The organism is Catenuloplanes nepalensis (genome assembly GCF_030811575.1).
GTDB classification, from domain to species: Bacteria; Actinomycetota; Actinomycetes; order Mycobacteriales; family Micromonosporaceae; genus Catenuloplanes; species Catenuloplanes nepalensis.
Map to the genome: position 1 here is coordinate 6,278,623 of NZ_JAUSRA010000001.1, position 23,962 is coordinate 6,302,584.

Here is a 23,962-nt window from a genome sequence, read left to right on the forward strand (position 1 = left end):
CGACCGGCCGCCTCTCCGCAGGGCAGCACGCGCGCTTCAAAGACCTGGCGCCCGAAATATCACCATAAAGTCGCCCGGCCGCCGGCTCGGATCTTGACTAGTGATACGCCAGCCACCTTATCGGGGCGGTGGATTCAATCGGTCGTCGCAATGCAACGTTTATGCAGCTAGAGGTGCCGATAGTAGCTGATTGAGGGCTTCGGCGGGTGTGCGCATGTTGAGGGTTTCGCGGGGGCGGCCATTGAGTTCGGCGGCGACGTCGTCGAGGTGCTGTCTGGTGTGGACGGACAGGTCGGTGCCCTTGGGGAAGTATTGGCGGAGCAGGCCGTTGGTGTTCTCGTTGCTGCCGCGCTGCCAGGGCGAGTGCGGGTCGCAGAAGTAGACATCGATGCCGGTGGCGATGGTGAAGTCGGCGTGGCGGGTCATCTCGACGCCTTGATCCCAGGTCAGTGACTTGGTCAGGTGAGCGGGCAGTGTCGTGATGGTGGCGATGAGGGCGTCGCGGACGGCCTCGGCGTCCCGGCCGTCGGGCAGGTGGACGAGCATGCAGTAGCGGGTGGAGCGTTCGACCAGAGTCCCGATCGCGGAGCCGCCGTCCTCACCGATGATCAGGTCGCCTTCCCAGTGGCCGGGCACGGCCCGGTCGGCGGCCTCAGCGGGCCGCTCACGGATGTTGATCATTGCGGGGATCCGGCCGCGTTTCTCCTGCTGTCGTGACCTGACCCTGGGCTTGCGCAGAGCCCTGCCGGTCCGCAGGCACGCGGTCAGCTCCTTGCGCAGCCCACCCCGGGACTGGACGAACAGCGACTGGTAGATCGTCTCGTGAGACACCCTCATCGATTCATCGTCCGGGAAACGCCGGGGCAGCCACAACGCGATCTGCCGCGGTGACCACTTCAGCTTCAGCTTCCCCTGCACCACCCGCCGCAACCGCGGGCAGTCCGCGAGCTTCACGGGCTTCGGCCGGCGGCGGCGATCACGCGCCTTCTCGTCCGCACGGCCGGCCCGATAACCCACCCGCACGGTCGAATTCCGGGCCAGTTCCCGCCCGATCGTCGACGGCTCCCGCCCCAGCGCCACCGCGATCGACCGCCGCGACTCACCCCGATCACGCCGCAGCATGATCTCCTCGCGTTCCTCGAACGACAGATACCGGCCTGACCCGGCCCCAGCCCCGTTGTTGATCACCCCGCCAGCATCCTGGAACCAGCGCATACCCGTCCACCGCGAGACTCCCGCAGCCGTCGACGCCTCCTCGGTAGACAAACCAGCCCGAATCCCCTCCCAAAACCGCACCCGAACCACATAAGGAACACCCGGCTTCGCCATCAAAACCCCTGCTCAGAGGGCATTGCAACGACCAATTGACCACAAGGGCCCCATTCGGTGCACCACGTATCACTAGTCAAATCCAAGCCGCAAGCGTGATCACTTACGAACCTTTCGGCGTCGCGGAGCCTCCCGAGCAGGCTGGCACCACGACCTCCGGATCGATCCGGCCGCGCGACAGCCAGCCGTCCGAACGCCTCGCGCCCGACATTTCGTGATATGGAGATCAACCCATGTGGGGCGCCGCTAACCCTGAGGCCAAACCCTGCAAGAGCGGATATTCCCGCTTCCGGCGTGGCTGAGTTCCGAGTGCTCCCGCGGGCACCGGTCGGCCGCAGGCGGCCTCCCTGCACGTTGAGTGGGCGGCCGTCAGATCAAGACCCATGCTCTCGCCCGACGCACCCACTCCACCGCGCAACGCCACCCCACCGCGCGACGCGACCCCACCACGCGACGCGACGCGGCCCGCTCACGCTGCCGGCCCACCGAAGCCGTGATCGAGGCGTCCCCACGTCGATAGAACGACGTGGGGACGCCTCGATCTTCGTCTTGGGTTTTCGGGCCACGACGGGACCGGTGCCCGCGGGAGCACTCGCAACTCAGCCACGCCGGAAGCGGGAAAATCCGCTTTTGATGGGTTTCTAGAAGCGGGCGAACGAGCGGATCGGCATGCGCGGGCCGAAGCGGGGTGCGGCGATGCCGGCGGCTTCGAGGAGGACGCAGACGCGGCCGCGGTGGCCGGCGAACGGGGCCAGCAGGGCCAGCATGCGCGCGTCGTCGCCGCGGGCCTCGCCGGCCAGGCCCCAGGCGACCGTGTTCGGGATGTGGAAGTCGCCGACGCTCACCGCGTCCGCGTCGCCGAAGACCGTGCGGACCGTCTCCGCCGCGGTCCACGGGCCGATGCCCGGGATGTCCAGCAGGCGCCGGGTCAGCGAGGCCGAGTCGGGGCAGCGGGCGAGCGTCGCGGCGAGCGCGGCGGCGCGGAGGATGGTCTGGGCGCGGCGCTGCTCGACGCCGAGCGGATGCAGCGCCCAGTAGGCGAGGCCGGCCACCACCTCCGCGGCCGGCGGCACCCACAGGTCGGGGCAGGGGCCGGGCGCCGGCGTGCCGTACCGGCGGACCAGGCCTGACCAGCCGCGGAACGCCTCCTTGCCGGTGACCTTCTGCTCCAGGATCGCGCGGGCCAGGCGCGGGAAGACCAGCCCGGTGGCGGGGAGCCGGATGCCGCGGTGAACGCGGGCCAGCTCGGTGACGACCGGATGCGCCGCGGCCAGCCCGGGGAAGTCGCTGATGTCGTCGCGCAGGCCGGCGATCGCGTCCGCGTGGCCGAGCAGCCAGTCGGCGCCCTCGCCGTGCGCGGTGACGGCCAGCGCGTCGCCGTCGCGAGTCAGGCCGAGCGAACCGGGTCCGGCGGGCGTGTGCGCGGCGAGCCAGAAGGTGCCGCCGGCGAACCGGGCGGACGGGTCGAAACGCCCCAGCCCGAGGTACCGCGTCGAGCCGGCGAGGTGGTATCCCTCGGGGAGCTGTAGACGGAGCACGCGGCAAGTGTGCCACTTCCGCCGGGCACGAAGAAGCGGCGCCGGGGCATCCCTTCACATGCCCCGGCACCGCCTCTTCAGCGCCCTCGGCACCGGCCGCCCGTCACGAGGGGGGTAGGTCTGTGACAGCGGCCGGTACCTCGGGAAGTGTCAGCCGACCTGCACCCGGGCGGAGTCGATCGCCGGGGTCTGGTTCGCGCGCTCCATCATCGGCGTGCGGTGCGAGCCGTCACCGGCCCACACGGTGCACTGGAACTCGCCGGCCGCCGGGAGGCCCGGCACGTTGATCTGCACGGTGTCGGGGGCGCGGCCGCCGCCGCCGTCCTCGGTCGCGACGAAGAACGCCGGGGCCGGAGCCGCGTCCGGGGCCTCGTCGTTGCTCTGCAGCACGCGGCACGCGGTGTGGAAGTGACCGCGGACCAGGCCGTCGTCGTTCAGGAAGGAGCTCTCCAGGTAGTAACCGCCGGCCGCGGCGCCCAGGAAGCGGTCACGGACCAGGTTGCGGGTGCTCACCGAGATGGTGAAGGCCTCGTTCACGCCCACGTTGTCCGGGATTTCGGTGATCAACAGCGAGGGGTTGTTCGCGGCGGTGCCGACCTCACCGAACTCGGTGTCGACGCAGCGGTTGCCCTCCTGGAAACCGGTGTGCGGCTGGAGCTGACTCTCGCTGCAGTCGTCGCCCAGGATCGCGAGACCGTTGGTGTCCTCGCGGACCGTGCCCTCGCCGGCACCCGGGTTCTGGCCGCCGCCGTTGTTCCCGCCGCCGTTGTTGTTGCCACCGCCGTTGTTGTTGCCGCCACCGTTGTTGTTGCCGCCACCGTTGTTGTTCCCGCCGCCGGTGTTGCTCGACGGCGTCGCGGCCGGGGTGGTGGGAGGCAGCGAGGCCGGGGTGCAGCCGCGGTTGCGCCGGTTGCGTCCGCGCGCCTCGTTGATCTCCTGCTCGGAGGCCTGGCCGTCGCCGACGTTCTGCCGGCGTCCGTTCTCGTCGATGAACGAGCCGCGGCCGTTGCGCGGGTACGTCGTCGCGCTCACCTGCGGCTGCGGCGCGGCCTGGCACGCCTGGCCCCGGCCGGGGTTGTTACGCCGGTTCGTCGCCGCGTTCGACACCTGGGTGACGGCGATGATGCCGCCGAACACCGCGACGGTCGCAACAGCCGCGACGATCTTCCTGTTCCGCGAGGCGAGGGAATACCTCAGCTTATCCGTCCACCTGGGCATGACGGGCAACCTTCCTTACTGCAGATCGAGCGTTGCCGGGTTGGGGTTGAGGCAGCGCTTCTATCGACTACGGATGATGCGAACGGCGCCGAACGCGCCGGCCACCACGGCCACGACGAGGACCAGCCAGATGGCGGTCGTGTCGAAGCCACCGGTGGCACCGCGCGCCTGCGCCGCCGCCAGCAGCGCGTTGGCACCGGTGACCGGGTCGGCCTGCGCGTTGGGCGCGGCAGGCAGTCCGGCGTAGTTCACGAGGTCTGTGCTCTCCAGGAGCGTCAAGTGGGTCATGACGAAGGCGTTGGTCTGCTGGGCCAGCGCGCGAACGACGTCGTTGCGGGTCGAGGCGCGGATCGTGCTGACGACCGGAATGATCTTTCCGTGCGCCGCGCGCAGCCGGGACACGAAGATCTCGTCGAACTCCGCCCCCTCGGCCGCCTCCATCTCGGCCAGCCAGTTCGACTGGTCCTGGTTCGGCTCGTTCGGCAGCTGGATGTTCAGCTTCGCGGCGGCGTCCACGGCCAGCCCGTCGAGTTCGACGTGCTGCTCGCGGATCGCGGCGCCGACCTCCTGCACCCGTTCCGACTCGCCCTTCTCCACGGCCATCTCGCCGGACGGGATCTCCCACAGGCCCGCGAGCCGCACCGCGATCACGAACTGCTCGTCCGCGGACGTGATCGGGCCGGACGCGTCCTGAGCGGCCGGATCGACCACTTCGGGGGTCGGTGCCTGCGCGAACGCCACGGCGGGCGTGGCGAACAGGACGGCACCCATGATCGCGAGGGTGGAAACCGCGCGAGCACCCCGACGTCGGAGCCGCACAGCCGCCATCACTTCACCTCCACTAGTCGACACATCACGCTTCACGGATTTGAGGGTCCGGAGGGTTCAAGCCATCGAAAAAACGTTTATCGAATCTGTTTTGAACCTGGATCTTCACCCGTTCGGGTGATGCTCTCGAAACGACCCGGGAATGCGAAGGGCCGGCCGCATTCGACGCGGCCGGCCCTTTCAGTCATCACTTAATCGCAATTAGTAGTCGTAGTCGCTCGACGACGCACCCGAGGCGCTCGGCGCCGGCTCGGCACCACCCTTGCCGTCCTCCTTCTTGGGGACCGGCACGGCCTTCGGGGTGCCCTCGGGGAGGCAGTTCAGGTTCTTCTTGCCGTCGGGCTGGACGTTGAACCAGGTGCCGCCGACCTTCTGGCCCTTCCACTGACCCGGCTTCTCGTCGCCGATGTAGGTGTAGAGCGGCCAGCCGTCCAGCGTCAGCTGACGGGTGCCGTCCGACCGGAGCACGGTCCCGACCAGCTCCTCGTCGATGCCCTCCAGCTCCGGCTCGCCGTCGGTCAGCGCCGGCGGCCAGACCAGCGCGCAGTCGCCGTTGCAGTTCGAGATGGCCGGCTTGTTGCTGTCCTTGTCGAAGCGGTAGAGCAGGTAGCCCTCCTCGTTCGCGACCACGTCACCCATCTGGTCCGGAGACTGCTTGATGAGCTTCTCGGTCAGCTGCTCGGGGGTGAGCTCGACCTCCTCTTCCTCCTCCGGCGCCTCCGACGCCTCGGGGTCCGCGCTGGCCTCAGGGTCCGCGGACTCGCTCACGGAGTTCGCCGCGGGGACCTGGTTCCCCTCTCCGGCGGTGTCGTAGCTGACGGGGGCGCAACCCGACGCCAGCATCAGCGCCGCGGCGAGCGCACCCATGGTGCCGGTCATGGCGAGAAGGGTTCGCTTCTGGGTAACCACGTTGATCTCCCTGAGGGTTCGTCCGCTTTTCCGTTCTGCCGGTGAATACGCACGTCACCTCGAAGTGGATCGGGAATCGGCGGTGGACAATTTCACACCGAGTCGTTGAACCAAAAAGAGCCGGGGCCCGTGAACTACGGGCCCCGGCTCATTCCACGCGTGATCTAGTTGGGCGCGGTCACCATCGTGGTGCTCTTGTCGTCGGCCGAGATCGCACGCACCGAGGCGAACGCGATGTCCGACCGGTCGAGCGCGGTCTGCGCGGACAACTCCAGCGCATTCGGGTTCTCGGCGGTACCGTAACCGGCCTCCGGAACCTTCCAGCTGGTGATGACCTCTTCATCGCCGCCCGTCGTGACGAGCACCAGCCGACACTCCTCGACGTCCTTGATGTTGTTGACGATGAAGTTGACCTGCGTGCCCCAGTCCTTCTCCCGGAAGTCCACCAGGAGCTGGACGCCGGTGCGCGGGTCGGTCGCCTGGAATTGGTCGCCGCCGTTCGGGCCACCGATGCCGGGACCGTCCGGGTCCGGCGGCAGCTGGCCCGGCTGGGACGGCAGCGCCCCCGGCGGGCTGACCTGGTCGCCGCCGAACATCTGCCCTCCGGCGAAGAGCGACAGCACCGTCACCACCGCGAGGATCACCACAGCGGCCGCGCTGGTGACCAGCCGCCGCGAGCGTGCCCGGCGGCGCTCCTTGCCGACCGTGCCCATCATCCGCTGCAGCACGCGGCCCTCGCGGTGCGTCTGCTCCGCGGCCACGTAACTCGGCGGATCCACCCGGCTGAGCACGTCGACGACCGGCATCAGGGACTCCAGCTCGGCCGCGCACTCGTCGCAGTCGATCAGGTGTTCCTCGAAACGCGCCGTCTCGTACTCGTCGAGCGCGCCGATCGCGTACGACCCCACGTCCGTGTGGGGCGACGCCCCCTCCGGGGCCGACGTCGAGAATCGGTCGTTCACCCCGTCACCCCCCGCTCCTGAAGCGCCGACCGCAGGGCCCGCAGCGCGTAGTAGACACGCGACTTCGCGGTGCCGAGCGGCAGCCCGAGCGCCGATGCGGCCTCCTGCACCGTGCGCCCCTTGAAGTAAGTCTCCACCAGAATCTCCCGATGCGCCGTGGTGAGCGTGCGCAACGCGTCGGAGACGGTCATCTCCTGCAACAGCCGATCGGTCTCGTCGGATGTCGTGGGGAACGTCTCCAGCTCGCGGTCGTAGGTCTCGGTCGGGCGGGCCTTCTCGCTCCGGTGATCGTCGATCGCGATCCGCCGGGCGACCGTCACCAGCCACGGCCGTAGCGAAGTCTGTCCCTGCGCACCCAGCCGGTGCGCGTTACGCCAGGCCCGCAGCAGCGTCTCCTGCACGATGTCCTCAGCGCGCTGCCGGTCACCGCCGGTCAGTCGCAACACGAACATCAGCAGCGGTCCGGCGTGCTCCTCGTAGAGCGTCCGGACGAGCGCGTCCTCGCTCTTGGCGGAGCCGGTCGGGCCGAAGCCGCCGGTGCCCTCGCCGCCGTCGTCGCCGCCACCGCGTCGCCCTCTTCCGCGAGGGTCGACCGGTCCGGTGGGGCTGCCGGGGATGCGAGGAGCGGGTGCTGGGTTCATGGCAGGGCGCGAGAAGTCAGGAGTTGCCTCGTGCGCGGCAGGCCTGGCCTCGTGCCGGGGAGCCGGTCGTGGCGTCACCGGCCCATCATTGCGGTTGATCGAGCTGCCGTCGAGCGTCAGCCACCGGTTTATTGATCGCGGCTGCCCAGGGGCACACAGCGTGTCCGTTCCACGACCACCGCTGGCTACCTGATGCATCGCCACCTCCTCATCCGGTCACGGTCGCCACTCGACTCGATCGCAAGTAGGTACGCGGAGGCCGGGCCCGTTGGATCAATCCGGCGAGGAGAAATCCGTGAATCTATGTGGCTTCGGTCACCCCGCCGAGCGACAGGCCCGATTTGCCACAAACATCCCCGACGCTGTGTATCGGGTCACATTTCAGATTTTGGGATGACTTAAAACCCGAACCCATCACGGGGTACGGAGATCCACCGCGCACTCCGCGGGCCCGCTCGGCGCGCATTCACGTCGCTTATGAGAATCGGCCGGTACGCGATGTGGGAACATCGCGCACCGACCGATTCAATCGTGCGCCGGCGAAATCCGGGACGACCACTGTTCTTGCAGCTCACTGGGCTGGTGAGCGGCGCGGTCGAGGCCGGCGCCCGAACCGGGAGCCTGCACTGCCAAAACGAGTTCTGGCGTGTTTCGCAGAGGATTGTTAAGTCGTCTAAGAACTCCTTAATCAATCGATAAGAATCGTTCGATCGGGGCGAGACCACTATTCATAAGGCGCGCCGGGCATTCAAGGCGGGTGGGATGACCGTGACCGTTCCGTTATCCGGCGCGCGGCGTCCGGATCAGCAGCGACGCGTGCACGTCGATCTCGCCCAGCGCCTCGTAGACATGCGGGACGTCGGCCCGCCAGGACACGTGCTCGCCGGCCCCGGCCAGCACCGGAGCGTCCACCGGGCCGGTGCGCAGCGCGCCCGCGAACACGGTCAGGTGCTCGGTCACGCCCGCCTGGTGCGCCGGCGACGACTGGTGCGCACCCACGGCCACGCGCAGCCGGTACAGCTCGAACACGGCGCCCGGCTCCTCGAACGTGTCCAGCAGCGTCGCGGTCACGGCGGCGCCGCTCACCCGCTGCTCCGGGTCGGCCGCCAGCGCCGCACCCAGCGGCACGCCGAGCTGCGTGGTCACCGCGTAGAGCGTCTCCAGCGTGGGATTGCGGATGCCGGTCTCCAGCCCGGAGAGCGTCGCCTTGCCGATCCCGGCGCGGCGCGCCACCTCGGACAGCGACAGCCCGCGGGCCTCCCGCAACTCGCGCAGACGACGGCCGATTCCCCCTGGCGTGGTCACGGTGCCATGGTGCACGATGGCGGAGCGTTCCGTTTACGGAACGGTTCTGATCAGCCGGGGGGTCACGATGTCCAAGCTCGTGCAGCCGGTCGTCGCCGGCGCGGTCACGGCGATCGTCGGGTTCGCCAGCTCGTTCGCGATCGTGCTGGCCGGGCTGCGCGCGGTCGGCGCGTCCCCGGCCGAGGCCTCCTCCGGCCTGCTCGCCGGCTGCGTGGCCGTCGGCCTGGTCGCGATCATCCTGGGGGTACGGCACCGTCTGCCGATCGCGATCGCCTGGTCCACGCCCGGCGCCGCGCTGCTGGTCGCCACCGGCGTCCCCGCGGGCGGCTGGCCGGCCGCGGTCGGCGCGTTCCTCGCGACCGGCCTGCTGATCGTGCTGGCCGGCCTGTTCGCGCCGCTCGGCCGTTGGATCGCGGCGATCCCGGCGCCGATCGCGGGCGCGATGCTCGCCGGGGTCCTGCTCGACCTGTGCCTCGCGCCGGTGCGCGCGGTCGCGGAGGTGCCGGCGCTGGCCGTACCCGTGATCGTGGTCTGGGCCCTGCTCTTCCGCTTCGCCCGGCTCTGGGCCGTGCCGGTCGCGCTCGTGGTCGCCGCGGCCGGCATCGCGCTGACCGCGCCCGCGGGCGGGCTCGGCGCGGTGTCCCTGTGGCCCACGGTCGCGCTGACCGCGCCCACGTTCACCCCGGCCGCGCTGATCTCGCTGGCCGTGCCGCTGTTCCTGGTCACGATGGCCTCGCAGAACGTGCCCGGCATGGCGGTGCTGGCCGGCTTCGGCTATCGGGCTCCGCTGCGGCCGGTGCTGCTCACCACCGGCGTCGCCACCGTCGTCGGCGCACCGGCCGGTGCACACGCGGTCAACCTCGCCGCGATCAGCGCGGCGCTGGCCGCGGGCCCGGACGCGTCACCGGACCCCGGGCGGCGCTGGATCGCATCGGTCAGCGCGGGCGGCTTCATGATCCTGCTGGGTCTCGGCGCGGGCCTGGCCACCGCGCTGGTCCTGCTCTCCCCACCGGTCCTGATCGAGGCGGTGGCCGGCCTGGCACTGCTCTCCGCGCTGGCATCCGCGCTCTCCGCCGCGGTCGCGGACCCGTCCGGCCGCGAGTCCGCCGTGGTGACGTTCGTGGTCACCGCCTCCGGCGTCTCCTTCCTGGGCATCGGCTCCGCCTTCTGGGGGCTGATCGCCGGCACCCTCCTCCTGCTCCTCCTCCGCACCCGCCGCCCCCTATCCGCCCAATCGGCCACAACCTCCCCGCACCCCGCGGCCCCAACGACCGCGAGCGACCCGGCCCATAGCGAACCGCCCGCAATCCAGCCAGACGCAATCCAGCCAGACGCAATCCAGCCGGCCGCAATCCAGCCGGTCGCAATCCAGCCGGTCGCAATCGAGCCAGGCGCAATCCAGCCGCCCGCGAGCGAACCGGCCGCAACGCAACCAGCCGCGAGCGGACAGACCGCAACCCGACCTGCCGCGGCCGAATCCACCGTTGCGGAACCGCCCGCAACCCGACCGGCCCGAGCGAACCGGCCCTGACGAACGAACCGCACCGCCGGGAACCCACCGTTGACGTCAATCCGACCGGCGCGAGCGAACCGGCCCTGAACGAACCGCACCGCGGGGACCCGACCGTTGACGTCAGACGCGTGATTGTGCGACGTGCGCCGTGGGGCGCGAGCCAACCCGGCCCGCTCACGGCAACCGGCGCCTCGCGCCCGAAATATCGCCACATCCACCCGCGGGCGCGGACTACCAGCCCGCGAGACGCCACCGCCGAGGCCTGAGTGATCAATCAGTGGAGCAAAAGATAGATCAAAGATCGAAGTCGATCGCTCTTTCGCTCCACTGATTGATCACTCAGGCGCCAGACCCGAGATCGTCAAGGATTCCCTGTCACCACGAGACAGACGCCTGGATCCTTTATCAGGAAATTTCGGACAAGCGCCCGAGCCAAACCGAGGAAGCGGCCCTGCCGTCGCCGGCGGCCCTGCCGTCGCCGGCGGCCCTGCCGTCGCCGGCGGCGTTCCGTCGCCCTGGGAACGGGACCACGCCGGGAGCGGACGATCGAGAAGTCGGTCTTCCGGGTTGTCGCCCGGAGGGTGGTCAGTCGGTTTCGTCGTCGATGAGGGCGTAGGGCGGGCGGTCGACACGGCGGGAGAAGCGGACGACCACGTCGGAGTCGGCGGTGGCCGGGGGTGCGGTGTCGGTCACGATGACCTGTGCGCCGGCGCCCGCGCCGGCCAGCCAGCGTTCCAGGTGCCGGTAGAGGCGGTCGACCTCCTTCGGGCCGAGGTTCTTCTGCGGGCTGTCCAGCAGCAGGAAGCCGGGGTGCGAGGACCGCGACTCCCACGCGGTCTCGAAGAGCGCGAGCTGCCAGGCCAGCGCGATCAGCGTGCGGCCGCCGGAGGACGCCGCCGGGTACGCCTTGCCGCGCGCCCACGGCGTGAGGTCGTCCGCCACCCGCGCGTCGTCGGCCCGCGGATAGCGCCATTCGCGCAGGATGTCCCGGTAACGCCCACTGATCTCGGCGATCACCGCGGCCCGGGACTCCGCGGCCGCGACCCGGTCCGGCGCGCCCGCCTCCTCCCGCAGGCCGGCCAGCTGGGCGCGCAGGCTCTCCACGCCGGTGGCGCGCTCGCGCAGGCCGTGCCGCAGCCGCAGCCCGTCCTCCGCGCGCTGCAGCGTGGCCGCGGCCTCCTCCCGGCGGCGGGCGAGCGTGTCGCGCTGTGCCAGGTAGGGCGTGACCGCGTGTGCGGTGGCCGCGTCCAGGTCGGCGGCGGCGCGCGACTCGGCCTCCTGCGCGCGCTCCGCGGCCGCGCGCAGCCGGGGGATCTCCGCCTCCAGCCGGTCGAGGTATCTCGTCAGTTCGGCCAGCCGGGAGCGGGCCGCGCGCAGCTCACCGCTGACGTCCGGCGGGCCGAGGCCGTCCGCGTCCAGGTCGGCCTGGCAGGTGGCGCACCGGCGCTCGCCGGGCACGGCCGGGTTCAGGCAGGACGGGCACACGTCCAGGCGCAGCGGCGGGAAGAGCGCGCCGGCCTCGGTCAGCATGACCAGCTTGGCGACGTCGTCCGCGTACGTCGCGCGCAGCGATGTCATCCGCGCCGCCTGCGTCTCCCGGTCGCGCAGCAGCCCGGACGCGTGGTGGGCGGCCCCGGACGCGGCGTGGTGCCGTTCGCGCAGATCCTCCGCGAACGTGGTGTCCGCGCGGGCCCGGCCGTCCAGCGCCGCGACCGCCTGCGCGGCGTCGGCCAGCTCGGTCTTGGCCGCGTGGGCCGTCTCCTCCAGGTCGGCGACCTCGCCCGGGGCGAGCTCCGCGACGATCGAGGCCTCGGTGCGCTGCCGTTCCTCGGCCGCGGCCAGCTGCGGTTCGAGCGTGCGGATCCGGCGGCCCAGCTCGATCGCGCGGTCGTCGTGCACGTCGAAGACCACGTCGACGACCTGGCGCAGCTTGAGCTGCTTCATCGGCACGTTCTCGAAGAGCAGGTCGCGGCTGTCGAGGCGGTCGTGCGGCAGGAAGCAGAGCCACATCAGGTCGCGGAAGCTGAGCGGGTCGGTGTCGGTCGCGGCGCCCTCGTGACCGTCCCGGAGGCGCACCCCCTCCAGTTTGCAGTGCGAGAGCAGCAGGCTGGAGAGGCTGGCCGGGTCGCCGGCCGGGCGCAGCTGGCGTCGCTGGGGCGTGGCGGTCCCGGGGTCGTCGAGCCGGCCCTGGCTGACGTAGGCATGGGCGGACGGCTCGCCGACCGGGCGCTGGATGAGGTGCGGCGTGCCGGACAGCTCGACCTCCAGCGTGGCCGCGCGCACGCGCGGCATGATCTCCGGGTGCCGGGGGTGGTCGGCGGCGCCGAGGCAGTAGTCCACGAATTCGAGGATCGTGGTCTTGCCGGTGCCGAACGCGCCCGCGATCACGGAGAGCGGCCGGGGCACGTCGCCGAGGCGGAAGTCCACGTCGTACGGCCGGCCGTCGGCGTGCAGGCGCAGCCGCCGGATGCGGATGCCGTGAGCCCGGAACCCGTTTCTCATGTCAGATCCTTCAGCGGAAGATGCGATGACACCGGGAGGTACGGGTGAGAAATGCATTCGCGGAGCGTCTGCCTCAGTCTACGGCCGCTCAGCCGCCGCAGTCTCCGCACGACGATCCGGGCCGCGTCAGCGTATGAACGGGCATATGCGGCGTTCAGGGCCGACGCGGCGGATCGGCCCTCGGGGGTGAGCCGGTAGCGGACCCGGCCGGCCGCGCCGAGCACCACCATCCCGGCGCCGAGCAGTGTGGACAGGTCGCGCCCGAGGTGCTGCTGCGCGGTGACCAGGCGCTGACCGGCGCTGGCGTAGGCGAGCGCGCGGTCGTCGAACCCGGCCCGCCGCAGCGCCGGCCGGTCCGGGTCGTCCGGGGCGCGGGCCAGCAGCAGCGGGTGCGCGGCGAGGAAGTCGTAGGCGCCGAGCCGCTCGGCGTCGATGCCGAGCGGCACGTTCTCCTCCACGACCAGCATCAGCAGCAGTAGCCGGGCGCAGCGGAAGGCGGCGGTGTTCTCGGGGTTCACGCGGCTGCCTCCTCGACGTGCTCGCTCGCGATCCGCCGCCAGTCGCGCACCCAGCCGGCCCGGCGGTCCTGCACCAGGCGGTGCATCAGGCCGCAGCGGTGCACCCGGCCGGCGCGCAGGCCGACCGGGAACGCGGTCGACTCGCGGATCTCGCCCATCACCTCGGCGTGCAGGCCGGCCAGCACCGGGTCGGCGGGGCGGGCCGCGGCGACCGCGTTGAACCGGGCCTCCCAGATGCCGCGGGCGACGCCGTCGGCCTCGCCGAGCGCGTCGAGTTCGGCCCGTACCCCCTTGTCCTGGATCTCGCGGGCGAGCAGCTCGGCGTTGAAGAACTCGTGCTTGGCGCCGTCCACCTCGGCGTGCCCGGCCGCGCGCAGCTGCCGGACGAAGAGCGCGTCCTCCAGGAGGTCGGCATCGGCCTTCGCGACGCCGTGCAGTGGGAGGACGGCCTCGCCGCCGGTGTACGGGTCGTAGTAGTGCCGGCGCACGTGGGCCGCGTCCGGGCGCATCAGCATCTCGCGCAGCACGGTCTCGTGCCAGAGCTCGACGGCCACGCCGCTCTCCCGCTGCCGGCGCACCCGCCACCGGTCCCACCAGCGCGCGGTCTCCGGGTCCATGCTGGACGGCACGCACAGCACCCAGCGGTCCAGCGCGTAGCCGTTGCGCTCGGCGGAGCGCAGCGCGGAGTCGAACGACTCGCGGATCTGCCCCTGGGACCCGCGCCCGACCAGCGGCCAGAAGTACTTGGACTGCCAGATCACCACGAGGCCGGACAGCTCGCCCAGCAGGATGTCGATGCCCCAGTCGCCCGGGTTCGCCGCGATCGCGCGCGCTCCGGGATGGACGGACGCGATCAGCGCGGCCAGCATCTGCTCGAAGTCGTCCCGGGCGCCGGCCATGTTGCCGGCCCGGAACTGATGGGACGCGAAGTTGATCGGAGGCTCGCCCGCAACGAGTCTGGTGGGCGTCATCCCTTCCTCCCCCCGGCTCACATAAAGATCACTATCGCGCGGCAGAATAACGATCTGCAATCGGATAGGCACCCCAAGTCAACTGTTGGCGTGTTCTTAAACCGGTGTTGGTCGCTCCACCGATCATCGGTTGTCCACAGCCGACAATCTGCGGGTCAGGAGCTTGATCGTTATTGCGGGAGGCTCGATGCGAATCGCCGCCTACAACGTCGAGAATCTGTTCAATCGTGCTCGCGCGCTCGACCCGCGCAATTGGGCGGCCGGCCGTCCGGTGCTGGAGGCGTTCGAGGCCGTCACCGCGCTGCTCGAGGAGCCGGCCTACACCGAGGAGATCCAGCGCGGCATCCTGCGCGAGCTCCAGCGGCTCGGTCTGCGCAACGGCGACACCGCGCGGTACGCCCGGCTGCGCCAGAACCGGGGCCGGCTGCTGCGCCGCGCCCGGGACGGCACCGTGCACGTGGTGGCCGGCGGGCGCGCGGACTGGATCGGCTGGGTCGAGCTGACCACCGAGCGCTGCGACGAGCTGGCGCTGGCCAACACCGCCCGGGTGCTGCGCGACCTGCGCGCCGATCTCGTCGGCGTGGTCGAGACGGAGTCCCGGCTGGCGCTCAAGCGGTTCGCGGACGCCACGCTGGCCGGGCTCTATCCGCACGTCATGGTGGTGGACGGCAACGACGAGCGCGGCATCGACGTGGGCGTGCTGGCCACCGCGGACCACCCGCTGATCGCGCAGCGCAGCCACGTCGACGACGTGGACGCCACCGGCCGGGTCTTCAGCCGGGACTGCGCGGAGTACCACGTCCGGACGCCGTCCGGCACCACGGTCGCGCTGCTCGTCAACCACTTCAAGTCCAAGGGGTACGGCGGGAAGGTCGCCTCCGACGCGATCCGCCGGCGGCAGGCCAGCCGGGTCGCGGAGATCTACCGGGACCTGGTCGCGCGCGGGGTCGAGCATGTCGCGGTGGTCGGCGACCTGAACGACACGCCGGACAGCGAGCCCCTCGCCCCGCTGCTGACCGGCACCGACCTGCGCGACGTCTCCGCGCACCCGGGCTTCGACGACGACGGACGACCGGGTACGTACGGCTCGTGCACCGCCCGGAACAAGCTCGACTACGTGCTGCTCTCACCGCCGCTCTGGGCCGCGTGCACCGGCGGCGGCATCCTCCGGCGCGGCGTCTGGGGTGGACGAAACGGCCGGTTGTGGCCCATCTACGACACGATGACCGCGGCCGTGCACGCCGGTTCCGATCATGCCGCGATCTTCGCCGACGTGTCTCTTTAACTGAACGTGATCAGGGTGTATGCATGGGCTCATGGATCTTCCGCTGCTGCCGCCGGTCAAGCCGATGCTCGCCAAGCCGATCGGCGAGATCCCGGCCGGGCAGCTCTACGAGCCGAAGTGGGACGGGTTCCGGTCGATCATCTTCCGGGACGGCGCCGAGGTCGAGATCGGCAGCCGCAACGAGAAGCCGATGACGCGATACTTTCCTGAGGTCGTCGAGGCGGTGCTGGCGAACTTCCCGGAGCGCGCGGTGATCGACGGCGAGATAATCGTCGCGGACACCGAGCGGAACACGCTCGACTTCGAGGCGCTGCAGCAGCGCATCCACCCGGCGGCCAGCCGGGTCACGCTGCTGTCCACCGAGACGCCGGCCAGCTTCGTCGCGTTCGACCTGCTGGCGCTCGGCGACGAGGACCTGACCCAGCAACCGTTCGCGGAGCGCCGGCGGCGGCTGGAGGAGGCGCTGGCACCGGCCGAAGCGCCGATCCACGTCACGCCGATCACGGACGACCTGGAGACCGCGCGGCGCTGGTTCGCCGAGTTCGAGGGCGCCGGGCTGGACGGGCTGATCGCGAAGGGGCCGGACCTGACGTATCAGCCGGACAAGCGCGTGATGGCGAAGATCAAGCACAAGCGGACCGCGGACTGCGTGGTGGCCGGATACCGCGTGCACAAGTCCGGCGACGACCGGATCGGGTCGCTGCTGCTCGGGCTGCACGACGAGCGCGGCACGCTGGTGTCGGTCGGCGTGATCGGCTCGTTCCCGATGGCCCGCCGGCAGGAGCTGTTCCAGGAGCTGCAGCCGCTGGTCACCACGTTCGACCAGCACCCGTGGAACTGGGCCGCGCACGAGCAGGGCGAGCGCACGCCGCGCCGCAACGAGCAGAGCCGGTGGAACGCGGGCAAGGACCTGTCGTTCACGCCGCTGCGGCCGGAGCGCGTGGTCGAGGTCCGGTACGACTACATGGAGGGCGTCCGCTTCCGGCACACCGCGCAGTTCGAGCGGTGGCGGCCGGACCGGGAGCCTGGGTCGTGCACCTACGAGCAGCTGGAACGGCCGGTCCGCTTCCGCCTGGCGGACGTGCTGGGCGCCTCTGCTTCGTGAGCCGAGGCGCCCGCTCCATCGAGCTTCCGGCGCCCGGCGACCATGACCCGGGCGTCATCATGTCGCTCTGACGACTGCGATGACGCCTGGATCACCGGATGGCGGGCGCAGCGAAAGCGGGCGCGGCGCGGTCAGCGAAAGCGGGCGCGGCGCGGTCAGCGAAAGCGGGCGCGGCGCGGTCAGCGAAAGCGGGCGCGGCGCGGTCAGCGGCCGCGCAGCGTGCGGAACACGTCGCGGGTCGCGTCCGCGATCGGGCGCCAGACGTCGTCACGGGCGAACCGCCAGACCGGCGTGACCGTGTGCGACCAGACCCAGGCGACGCCGCGCGCGGCCGGGACCACGGTGTGCCGCCACGACCAGGCGATACCCCGGACGAGCGGAACCGCGGAGTGCCGCCACGCCCAGGCGAGCGCGTCCGCCAGCACACGCAGCACCCAGCCGGCCGGGCGGAGAACCGCGCGCTCGAGCAGCCACCACAGTGACTCGAACGTCCAGCCGATGCCGCGGAGCACCGCGACCGCGGCCGGGCGGAGCGCCCGCGCGAGCCACCGTAGCGGCTCGTAGACCAGCGTGACCGCGACCCAGCCGATCGGAAGGATCACCAGGTGGACGACCAGCCACCGGAGCGGCTTACCGATCAGGTCGACGCCGATCCAGCGCATCGGCGGCCAGAGCACGTCGATCCACAACCAGCGCAGCGGCCGCCGGATCAGGTTCAGAAAGACCCAGCGCAGCGGGGCCCAGATCACGTTCAGCGAGACCCAGCGCAGCGGGAACCAGATCAGATTGAGCCAGGCCCAGCGCAGCGGGAACCAGAACAGGTAGACGCCGGCCCAGCTCAGCGCCGCACCGATCAGCCGGGCGGCGCGCGTGACCAGTTCCCAGACGAACCGGACCGGCACCACGAAGACCAGTGCGATCGCGCGTGCCGGATAGCGGATCCAGGCGGGCACGTCGTCCTCGGGCTCGCGCGGGCTCTCCCGGGCCCAGGCGGCCTCGCGCGCGGCGAAGAGATCATCGGAATCCATGGACGATCGACGGTACGGATCCCCGTCAAGGCCGGTCGCACGGCGTACCCGCGAAGGATCTTGATCGTGGGTCATGTCAGGAACACCGCGGCGACGATCATGGTGAGCGCGGAGGCGAGCGTGGACAGCATGACCACGTCCCGCGCGAGCGTCTCGGACTCGCGGTAGCGCAGCGCGAAGACGAACACGTTCTGCGCCGCGGGCAGCGCGGACGTCACCACGGCCGCGAACAGCGCGGCGCCGTCCAGACCGAACAGGAACCGCCCGATGAGGTACGCCAGCGCGGGCTGAACGATCACCTTCAGCGCCACCGCGAGGTAGCGGTCCGGCGCCTCCGGGCCCGGCTGCAACGGGCGCGCGCCCGGCAGCGACATGCCGAACGCCAGCAGCGCGGCCGGCACCGCCGCGGCCCCGACCAGCTCGAACGGCTCCAGCAGCAGCGCCGGCGGCTCCCACCCGGACGCCGCGACCAGGATGCCGGCCACAGACGCGATCATGATCGGGTTGCGGGCGGGCAGCAGCGCCAGGGATCTCAGCGACGGGCGGCCCTGCCCGCTCGCCAGGTCCAGCACGGTCAGCGCGAACGGCGCCGCGAGCAGGACCTGGAACAGCAGCACGGGTACGACCAGGGACACGTCGCCGAGCACGTACGCCGCGATCGGCAGCCCCAGGTTCGCCGCGTTCACGTAGGACGCACCCATCGCGCCGATCGTGGTCCGGCCCGCGCTCCGCTTCCACACCAGCCGCGCGACCAGCGTGTGGATCAGCGCGACCACGACCGTGCCGGTCACGAAGACGAGCAGCGCGCCGGTGATGATCCGGTCCAGGCTCGTGCGGCTCAGCGTGACGAACAGCAGCGCCGGAGTGGCGACGAAGAAGACCAGCCGGCCCAGCACCTCGGGCGCGGCCTCGCCCAGCACGCGCCCGCGAGCCAGCAGGTAACCCGCCGTGGCGATCACCCAGATCGCCGCGAAACCGCTGAGTACCGCGCCCATTCCTAAGATCATCCCTGGTGACGGCCGTCACGGCGGCCCCGGGACGACCCGACCGGCTAACCTCGATGCGACCGAACCGCCCCGATGAGAGGGATGTCCTCCGTGCGTCGCACACCTCACCGCGCGCTGGTCGCGCTGGTCGCCACGATGCTGGCGGTGTCCGGCTGCTCGCTGCCGGTCTTCTCACCGGGCGGGGACAACAGCGCACGGGAGCAGCAGCAACCCGGTGGCAGCGCCGCACCGAGCCTGTCCTGGCGCAACTGCGCCGAAATTCCCCAGCAGCTGTACGGGCAGAAGGCGCCGCGCATGCGCTACGAGTGCGCCACGATCCCGGTGCCGAAGGACTGGAACGACCCGTCGAACGGCCAGACGTTCGACCTCGCGCTGATGCGGGTGCGATCCACCCAGCAGAAGGACCGGATCGGCTCGCTGCTGATCAACCCGGGCGGTCCGGGTGGCTCCGGCATCGACACCGCGGCATACCTGTCGTTCGGCCCGCAGGTGCAGGGGCTGCCGGCCGGGATCCTGGAACGGTTCGACGTGATCGGCTTCGACCCGCGCGGCGTCTCCCGGTCGTCGCCGGTCAAGTGCATCTCGGACGCGGACCTGGACGCGAGCTACGGCTCCGAGCCGGACCCGGAGACGCAGGCCGAGTTCGACGAGATCGTGGCACTGAACAAGCGGATCGGCGCGGAGTGCGGCGCGAAGTACGGCGCGGACCTGCCGCTCTTCTCCACCGAGCAGGCCGCGCGGGACATCGACGCCATCCGGGCCGCGGTCGGCGACGAGAAGCTGACCTACCTGGGCTACTCGTACGGCACGCTGCTCGGCGCCACCTACGCGCAACTGTTCCCGCAGAACATCCGCGCGATGGTGCTGGACGGCGCGGTCGACCCGCAGCAGGGCATGGTGGCCGGCTCGGAGTCGCAGGCCAAGGGCTTCGAGCGCGCGTTCGACAACTTCACCGCGTGGTGCAGGGAGACGGCCGCGCAGTGCCCGATCGCGCCGGACGCCCGGGCCACGCTGACCGAACTGCTGGACAAGGGCCGGACGAACCCGTTGCGCGGCTCGGACGGCCGGGAGGCGACCGCCGGCTGGATCATCTACTCGGCCGTGGCCGCGCTCTACACCGAGCTCTACTGGCCGGAGCTGGGCAAGGCGCTCGGCGCGCTGCGCGACGGCGACCCCGACCCGATGTTCGAGCTGGCGGACACGTACACCAACCGCACCGATCAGGGTGAGTACGACAACCAGGCCGACGCGCTGCTGGCCGTGAACTGCGCGGACAGCGACGAGCAGGTGACGCCGGAGCGGGTGCGCACGCTGCAGCAGGAGTGGGAGAAGAAATACCCGCTGTTCGGCCCGGCGCTGGCGCTGGGCATGCTGGGGTGCACGTTCTGGCCGGGCGCGCGCGATCCGTACCCGACCGGGGCCGCGCGGGGCGCACCGCCGATCGTGGTGGTGGGCACGGTCGGCGACCCGGCCACGCCGTACGAGCAGACCGCGGTGCTGGCCGGCATGCTCGGCACCGGGTCGGTGCTCACCTGGGAGGGCGAGGGCCACACGGCGTACCCGAACACGCGCTGCATCACGCAGGCGGTCGACGGCTACCTCATCGACCTGGAGGTCCCGGAGAAGGACCTGCGCTGCCCGGCGGGCTGAGCTGGGCTTCGAGCATGGCCCGGACCGCGCGGAGATTGTTCTTGATCTCCTCCTGCTCCTCGTGCCGGAACGCGTCCGCGTCCACGATCAGCCTGCTGGCGAAGTGCGCGGTGATCAGCGGGATGACGAGCAGCACCATGATCGAGATCAGCAGCGCGGCCATGGCGCGCGCCTGCCAGGACTCGGGCGAGATGTCGCCGTAGCCGACCGTGGACGCGGTCACCACGGCCCACCAGATCGAGTCGCCGACGCTCGCCCGCTCGAAGTGGCTGTAGAACGTGCCGCAGATGACGATCAGCCCGAGGTAGGAGCCCATCAGCGTCCCGGGCGAGTTGGCGAGGTAGACGAGCGCGCGGTAGACCAGCCGGAACGGCATCAGCAACAACGTCAGCATCCGCCCATCGTGACCTGCCCGGTCACACCCCGAACCACTTTCAGCCCTCCACGACCGCCCGAACCCGGCTCTCCACCACCGCGGCCGGGAGCCACCGACCAGCCGACGCCCGCCGGCCGGCCGGCACCGGGACGCGCCGGTCAGCGGACGCCTCGGCCCGCAGGCCAGCCGACGTTCGCCCGGTCAGCCAGCGCCAGGACGCGTCGGTCAGTCGTTGCCGTCGGGGGCCGATGATCGCCGGTCGGTGCGGGTGACCGACGGTGTAGTGCGGCCGTACCGACCATGGCCTGCAGCGTGGCGATGCCCAGGACGGCGGCGAGCATGCCGCCGTCCGGTCGCATGATGAGGTGCAGCATCGTCATCACACCGGCCACCACCAGCGCGCCTCGCCAGGCGCTCCGGTCGTGCGGACTGCGCCAGAGCCGCACGCTGCACGGCACGCAGACCAACGCGAGCACGATCAGCCCGAGGGTGATCAGCGGCGCGTGCGACGCGTGCGCGCCCGTCAGCGCGAGATGCACCACGGCCCCGGCCAGACCGAGAAGCGCGGCAACCCGTGCGAGCACCATCATCCACACTCCCCTCACATCTGGATCTACTGTCCGCAAAATTGTATCCCAAATCTCCCTGCATGGATCCCGGATGGCGGTCGCTCTGTGGCACAACTTTCCACGCCCGGCACATCCCGCCCGAAATTTCCGCATAAAGCCGGGGAGCACCTTGGCCTGCCGCGCCGGGTGACGCCAGCCGCGCCGGCCCTGACGCCTGAGTGATCATCAGTGGTGCGAAAAGGAGATCATTTATGGAAGTTGACCCATCTTTTGCACCACTGATTGATCACTCAAGGGCGAGCGGCGGTGTCACGCGGGGAGGACGGCCTGACAGAGGCGCATTTCGTGATGTTCGGGCGCGGAGCGCCCGATCGGTTCCTCTGGGTGAAGGCCCCGCGGAGTCCCAGCCTCGCCCTGAGTCCCGGCCTCGTCGGGAGCCCTCGCCTCATCGGGCGGGAGGGTCGGCCGGGTGCGGCGTGCCCGTGGATCTTCGGTGACCAGCGGCGGAACCGGCTCCGACCGGCGGACCGGAGCGGAGCGCCAGCGGAGCCGGAGGGGAGCCGGGGTTTGCCCGCGGGAGCGACTCCGTTGCCCATTCGGCGGCGGCTCGCCGCAAAGGATCATTGACCGACACGAAAGAGTGGCCCAATATCGAAGTCGACCTCTCTTTCGTGTCGGTCAATGATCCTTCGGGCATGAGTGGTCGCGACAGCACGACCACCACGCCGGCTTCCTCTCAGGGCCGTCCGAACTATGGCGGAAATAATCCGAAATTTCGGGCTGATGCTTCCGGTCTTCGGGCCGGGCTCGCGGCTTCAGATGCCGAATAGGCAACGGAGTCGGGAGCAGACGGGCCGCACCGCGCCGGAAGCGGGAAGATCAAGCTTTTGAACTTATGGGGTTTCGTCGCTCTTCGGCAGTTTGGCTCGGGAGGGCTGGACCCGCATCGGCTCGCCGGGCATCTTCGGGTACTCCGGCGGGTAGGGCAGGTCGCCGCGGTCGTCGCGAGCCGCCCACTCCAGCAGCGGGGTGATGTCGAAGGCGTCGTCGTCGATGGTGGCGTGCGGGTCGCCGATCGCGGCCAGCCGGGGCGGGACCGTGCGGAGGTCGAAGTCGTCGGGCTCGACGTCGGCGAGCTCGGCCCAGGTGACCGGCGTGGACACGGTGGCGCGGGCGTTGGCGCGGAGGCTGTAGGCGCAGGCGATGGTGCGGTCCCGGGCCATCTGGTTGTAGTCGAGGAAGACCTTCTCGCCGCGCTCCTCCTTCCACCAGTTCGTCGTGGCCAGATCGGGGCGGCGGGCCTCGACCTCGCGGGCGAACGCGATCGCGGCGCGCCGGACCTCGACGAACGACCAGCGCGGCTGGATGCGCACGTAGACATGGACGCCCCGGCCGCCCGAGGTCTTCGGGTAACCGGTCGCGCCGAGCTCGGACAGCACCTCGCGAACCGTGCCGGCCACGTCGGCCGCGTCGGCGAAGTCGGTGCCGGGCTGCGGGTCGAGGTCGATGCGCAGCTCGTCGGGCGAGTCCACGTGAGTGCGGCGGACCGGCCACGGGTGGAAGACGACCGTGCCCATCTGCGCGGCCCAGGCGACGTGCGCCAGGTCGGCGGGGCAGAGCTCGTCGGCGGGCCGGCCGCTCGGGAACGTGATCTTCGCGGACTCGATCCACGGCGGCACGCCGCGGGTGGGCACCCGTTTCTGGAAGAACATCTCCCCCGCGATGCCGTCGGGGAAGCGTTGCAGCGTGGTCGGCCGGTCGCGCAACGCGCGCATCATGCCGTCACCGACCGCGAGGTAGTACTCGAAGACGTCTCGCTTGGTGAATCCGCGGTCCGGGAAGTAGACCTTGTCGGGGCTGGTCAGCCGCACCGGCCGGCCGGCGACCTCGATCTCCTCGGCTTTCGACGCCATGGTCGCGACCTTACGCCGTTCGGGGGCCGCGCACGGCCCCCGGACGACAGTGGAGATCAGCTTTCCCTGAGCTAGCTTTCGAACCGACGCCGGTGCCGCCCGGTGTAGAGCAGCGCGGCGCCGCCGGCGGTGACCAGCGCGCCCGCGCCGACGAGACCGGCGAGCGGCAGACCGGTGACCGGCAGCTCCCCCTCGCCTCCCTCGTCCTGAACGCCGCCGGTCGGGACCGGGGCCTCAGGCGAGCCGTTGGAGACGCCGCCACCCGGCGGGGCCTCGGGCGAGCCGTTGGAGACGCCGCCGCCCGGCGGGACCTCCTGCTGGCCGGCGGACGGCACGGAACCGGTCGGCGTCGGCACCTCGGGAATCTCCGGAACCTCGGGAGCCTCCGGGGTCTCCGGCACCTCCGGCGTGGCCGGCGGCGTCTCCGCACCGGGGCTGCCCGGCGTGCCGTAGCCCGGCTTGCCGCGGTCCGGGCCCTCGTCGCCGTAGCCCGAGGTGGGCGCGACGCGCGGGGCGGCGCACTGCGCGGTGGCGTCGCCGAGAATGCCGGCCGCGATGCCGCACACGTTGACCGGCGCGTTGATCGGCAGGCGCACCTTGGCGCTGTTCGCGATGCCGTTGGTGTCGTCCGGTGCCGCGCTCGCCGGCTGCGCGGTCAGCGCGAGCGCCGCCGCGAACATCGTGAATCCGGCGGCCGGCAGCGTCGCCGCCGCGATGATGCGCCGTTTCATGCTCGTCACGCTGTGTTCTCCTCAAGGGTGGCTGGTGAGGCTTATGTTGATATTTACAGTTAAA

General features: G+C 71.0%; 22 protein-coding genes. 5 read left to right on the forward strand and 17 right to left on the reverse strand.

Annotated features, from left to right (window positions below; translation table 11 throughout):
• Nucleotides 1–159: 159 nt before the first annotated feature.
• The 8 genes from J2S43_RS26895 to J2S43_RS26930 all read right to left on the reverse strand — a co-directional run bounded on the left by J2S43_RS26895 (nt 160) and on the right by J2S43_RS26930 (nt 8,745).
• On the reverse strand, nt 160–1,329 hold the full coding sequence (locus J2S43_RS26895; RefSeq protein WP_370881596.1) for an IS30 family transposase: 1,170 nt from the start codon (nt 1,327–1,329) through the stop codon (nt 160–162).
• A 641-nt stretch (nt 1,330–1,970) separates the two neighbouring features.
• On the reverse strand, nt 1,971–2,867 hold the full coding sequence (locus J2S43_RS26900) for a DNA-3-methyladenine glycosylase family protein (RefSeq protein ID WP_306833833.1): 897 nt from the start codon (nt 2,865–2,867) through the stop codon (nt 1,971–1,973).
• Nucleotides 2,868–3,017: 150 nt separating this feature from the next.
• The gene (locus J2S43_RS26905) at nt 3,018–4,085 is read right to left on the reverse strand and encodes a Pecanex-like protein 1 (RefSeq protein WP_306833835.1); all 1,068 of its coding nucleotides are present in this window, start codon (nt 4,083–4,085) and stop codon (nt 3,018–3,020) included.
• Between the two features lie 60 nt (nt 4,086–4,145).
• On the reverse strand, nt 4,146–4,856 hold the full coding sequence (locus J2S43_RS26910) for a DUF4142 domain-containing protein (RefSeq protein ID WP_306833837.1): 711 nt from the start codon (nt 4,854–4,856) through the stop codon (nt 4,146–4,148).
• A gap of 258 nt (nt 4,857–5,114) precedes the next feature.
• Nucleotides 5,115–5,792, reverse strand: a complete 678-nt coding sequence (locus tag J2S43_RS26915) for a hypothetical protein (RefSeq protein WP_306833839.1) — start codon at nt 5,790–5,792, stop codon at nt 5,115–5,117.
• Between the two features lie 194 nt (nt 5,793–5,986).
• The gene (locus J2S43_RS26920; protein WP_306833841.1) at nt 5,987–6,784 is read right to left on the reverse strand and encodes a hypothetical protein; all 798 of its coding nucleotides are present in this window, start codon (nt 6,782–6,784) and stop codon (nt 5,987–5,989) included.
• Nucleotides 6,781–7,425, reverse strand: a complete 645-nt coding sequence (locus J2S43_RS26925; RefSeq protein ID WP_306833843.1) for a sigma-70 family RNA polymerase sigma factor — start codon at nt 7,423–7,425, stop codon at nt 6,781–6,783. The genes J2S43_RS26920 and J2S43_RS26925 overlap by 4 nt, the downstream gene beginning before the upstream one ends.
• A gap of 780 nt (nt 7,426–8,205) precedes the next feature.
• Nucleotides 8,206–8,745, reverse strand: a complete 540-nt coding sequence (locus tag J2S43_RS26930; RefSeq protein WP_503125042.1) for a helix-turn-helix domain-containing protein — start codon at nt 8,743–8,745, stop codon at nt 8,206–8,208.
• Between the two features lie 52 nt (nt 8,746–8,797).
• On the opposite strand from J2S43_RS26930, the gene J2S43_RS26935 reads away from it, so the two are divergent.
• On the forward strand, nt 8,798–10,261 hold the full coding sequence (locus J2S43_RS26935; protein ID WP_370881656.1) for a benzoate/H(+) symporter BenE family transporter: 1,464 nt from the start codon (nt 8,798–8,800) through the stop codon (nt 10,259–10,261).
• Nucleotides 10,262–10,828: 567 nt separating this feature from the next.
• Here J2S43_RS26935 and J2S43_RS26940 read toward each other — a convergent pair.
• The 3 genes from J2S43_RS26940 to J2S43_RS26950 are packed head-to-tail and all read right to left on the reverse strand — an operon-like array spanning nt 10,829 to nt 14,234.
• The gene (locus J2S43_RS26940) at nt 10,829–12,745 is read right to left on the reverse strand and encodes an ATP-binding protein (RefSeq protein ID WP_306833848.1); all 1,917 of its coding nucleotides are present in this window, start codon (nt 12,743–12,745) and stop codon (nt 10,829–10,831) included.
• Nucleotides 12,742–13,263 carry a hypothetical protein gene (locus J2S43_RS26945; RefSeq protein ID WP_306833850.1) on the reverse strand — a complete coding sequence of 174 codons (522 nt, stop codon included), beginning with the start codon at nt 13,261–13,263 and terminating at the stop codon, nt 12,742–12,744. The genes J2S43_RS26940 and J2S43_RS26945 overlap by 4 nt, the downstream gene beginning before the upstream one ends.
• A complete protein-coding gene (locus tag J2S43_RS26950; protein ID WP_306833852.1) occupies nt 13,260–14,234 on the reverse strand; it encodes a hypothetical protein in 975 nt (324 codons plus the stop codon). The genes J2S43_RS26945 and J2S43_RS26950 overlap by 4 nt, the downstream gene beginning before the upstream one ends.
• Before the next feature lie 187 nt (nt 14,235–14,421).
• Between J2S43_RS26950 and J2S43_RS26955 the strand changes: the two genes are divergently transcribed.
• Together J2S43_RS26955 and J2S43_RS26960 are read left to right on the forward strand one after the other, a co-directional pair.
• Nucleotides 14,422–15,519: an endonuclease/exonuclease/phosphatase family protein gene (locus J2S43_RS26955; RefSeq protein WP_306833854.1), complete on the forward strand. Its 1,098-nt coding sequence runs from the start codon at nt 14,422–14,424 to the stop codon at nt 15,517–15,519.
• A 31-nt stretch (nt 15,520–15,550) separates the two neighbouring features.
• The gene (locus J2S43_RS26960) at nt 15,551–16,624 is read left to right on the forward strand and encodes an ATP-dependent DNA ligase (RefSeq protein ID WP_306833856.1); all 1,074 of its coding nucleotides are present in this window, start codon (nt 15,551–15,553) and stop codon (nt 16,622–16,624) included.
• Nucleotides 16,625–16,827: 203 nt separating this feature from the next.
• Here the strand turns inward: J2S43_RS26960 and J2S43_RS26965 are convergent, their stop codons facing one another.
• Entirely contained in the window at nt 16,828–17,652 is an 825-nt protein-coding gene (locus tag J2S43_RS26965) for a hypothetical protein (RefSeq protein ID WP_306833857.1), read from the reverse strand.
• 71 nt (nt 17,653–17,723) lie between these two features.
• Entirely contained in the window at nt 17,724–18,647 is a 924-nt protein-coding gene (locus J2S43_RS26970; protein WP_306833859.1) for an AEC family transporter, read from the reverse strand.
• Nucleotides 18,648–18,740: 93 nt separating this feature from the next.
• Here J2S43_RS26970 and J2S43_RS26975 point away from each other — a divergent pair, with 93 nt between their 5' ends.
• Nucleotides 18,741–20,309 carry an alpha/beta hydrolase gene (locus tag J2S43_RS26975; protein ID WP_306833861.1) on the forward strand — a complete coding sequence of 523 codons (1,569 nt, stop codon included), beginning with the start codon at nt 18,741–18,743 and terminating at the stop codon, nt 20,307–20,309.
• Here the strand turns inward: J2S43_RS26975 and J2S43_RS26980 are convergent.
• A complete protein-coding gene (locus J2S43_RS26980) occupies nt 20,260–20,703 on the reverse strand; it encodes a potassium channel family protein (RefSeq protein ID WP_306833863.1) in 444 nt (147 codons plus the stop codon). The two genes, J2S43_RS26975 and J2S43_RS26980, sit on opposite strands and share 50 nt — an antisense overlap.
• A gap of 140 nt (nt 20,704–20,843) precedes the next feature.
• Nucleotides 20,844–21,275, reverse strand: coding sequence for a hypothetical protein (locus J2S43_RS26985; RefSeq protein WP_306833865.1), 432 nt, complete (start codon nt 21,273–21,275; stop codon nt 20,844–20,846).
• A gap of 602 nt (nt 21,276–21,877) precedes the next feature.
• On the opposite strand from J2S43_RS26985, the gene J2S43_RS26990 reads away from it, so the two are divergent.
• Nucleotides 21,878–22,084: a hypothetical protein gene (locus J2S43_RS26990; RefSeq protein WP_306833867.1), complete on the forward strand. Its 207-nt coding sequence runs from the start codon at nt 21,878–21,880 to the stop codon at nt 22,082–22,084.
• A gap of 63 nt (nt 22,085–22,147) precedes the next feature.
• On the opposite strand, the gene ligD is transcribed toward J2S43_RS26990, so the two are convergent.
• Together ligD and J2S43_RS27000 are read right to left on the reverse strand one after the other, a co-directional pair.
• Nucleotides 22,148–23,167 (reverse strand): non-homologous end-joining DNA ligase, encoded by a 1,020-nt coding sequence (gene ligD, locus J2S43_RS26995; protein WP_306833869.1) that lies wholly within the window; start codon nt 23,165–23,167, stop codon nt 22,148–22,150.
• Nucleotides 23,168–23,238: 71 nt separating this feature from the next.
• Complete coding sequence (locus tag J2S43_RS27000; protein WP_306839464.1) at nt 23,239–23,898, reverse strand: chaplin family protein; 660 nt, start codon at nt 23,896–23,898, stop codon at nt 23,239–23,241.
• Between the last annotated feature and the right edge of the window lie 64 nt (nt 23,899–23,962).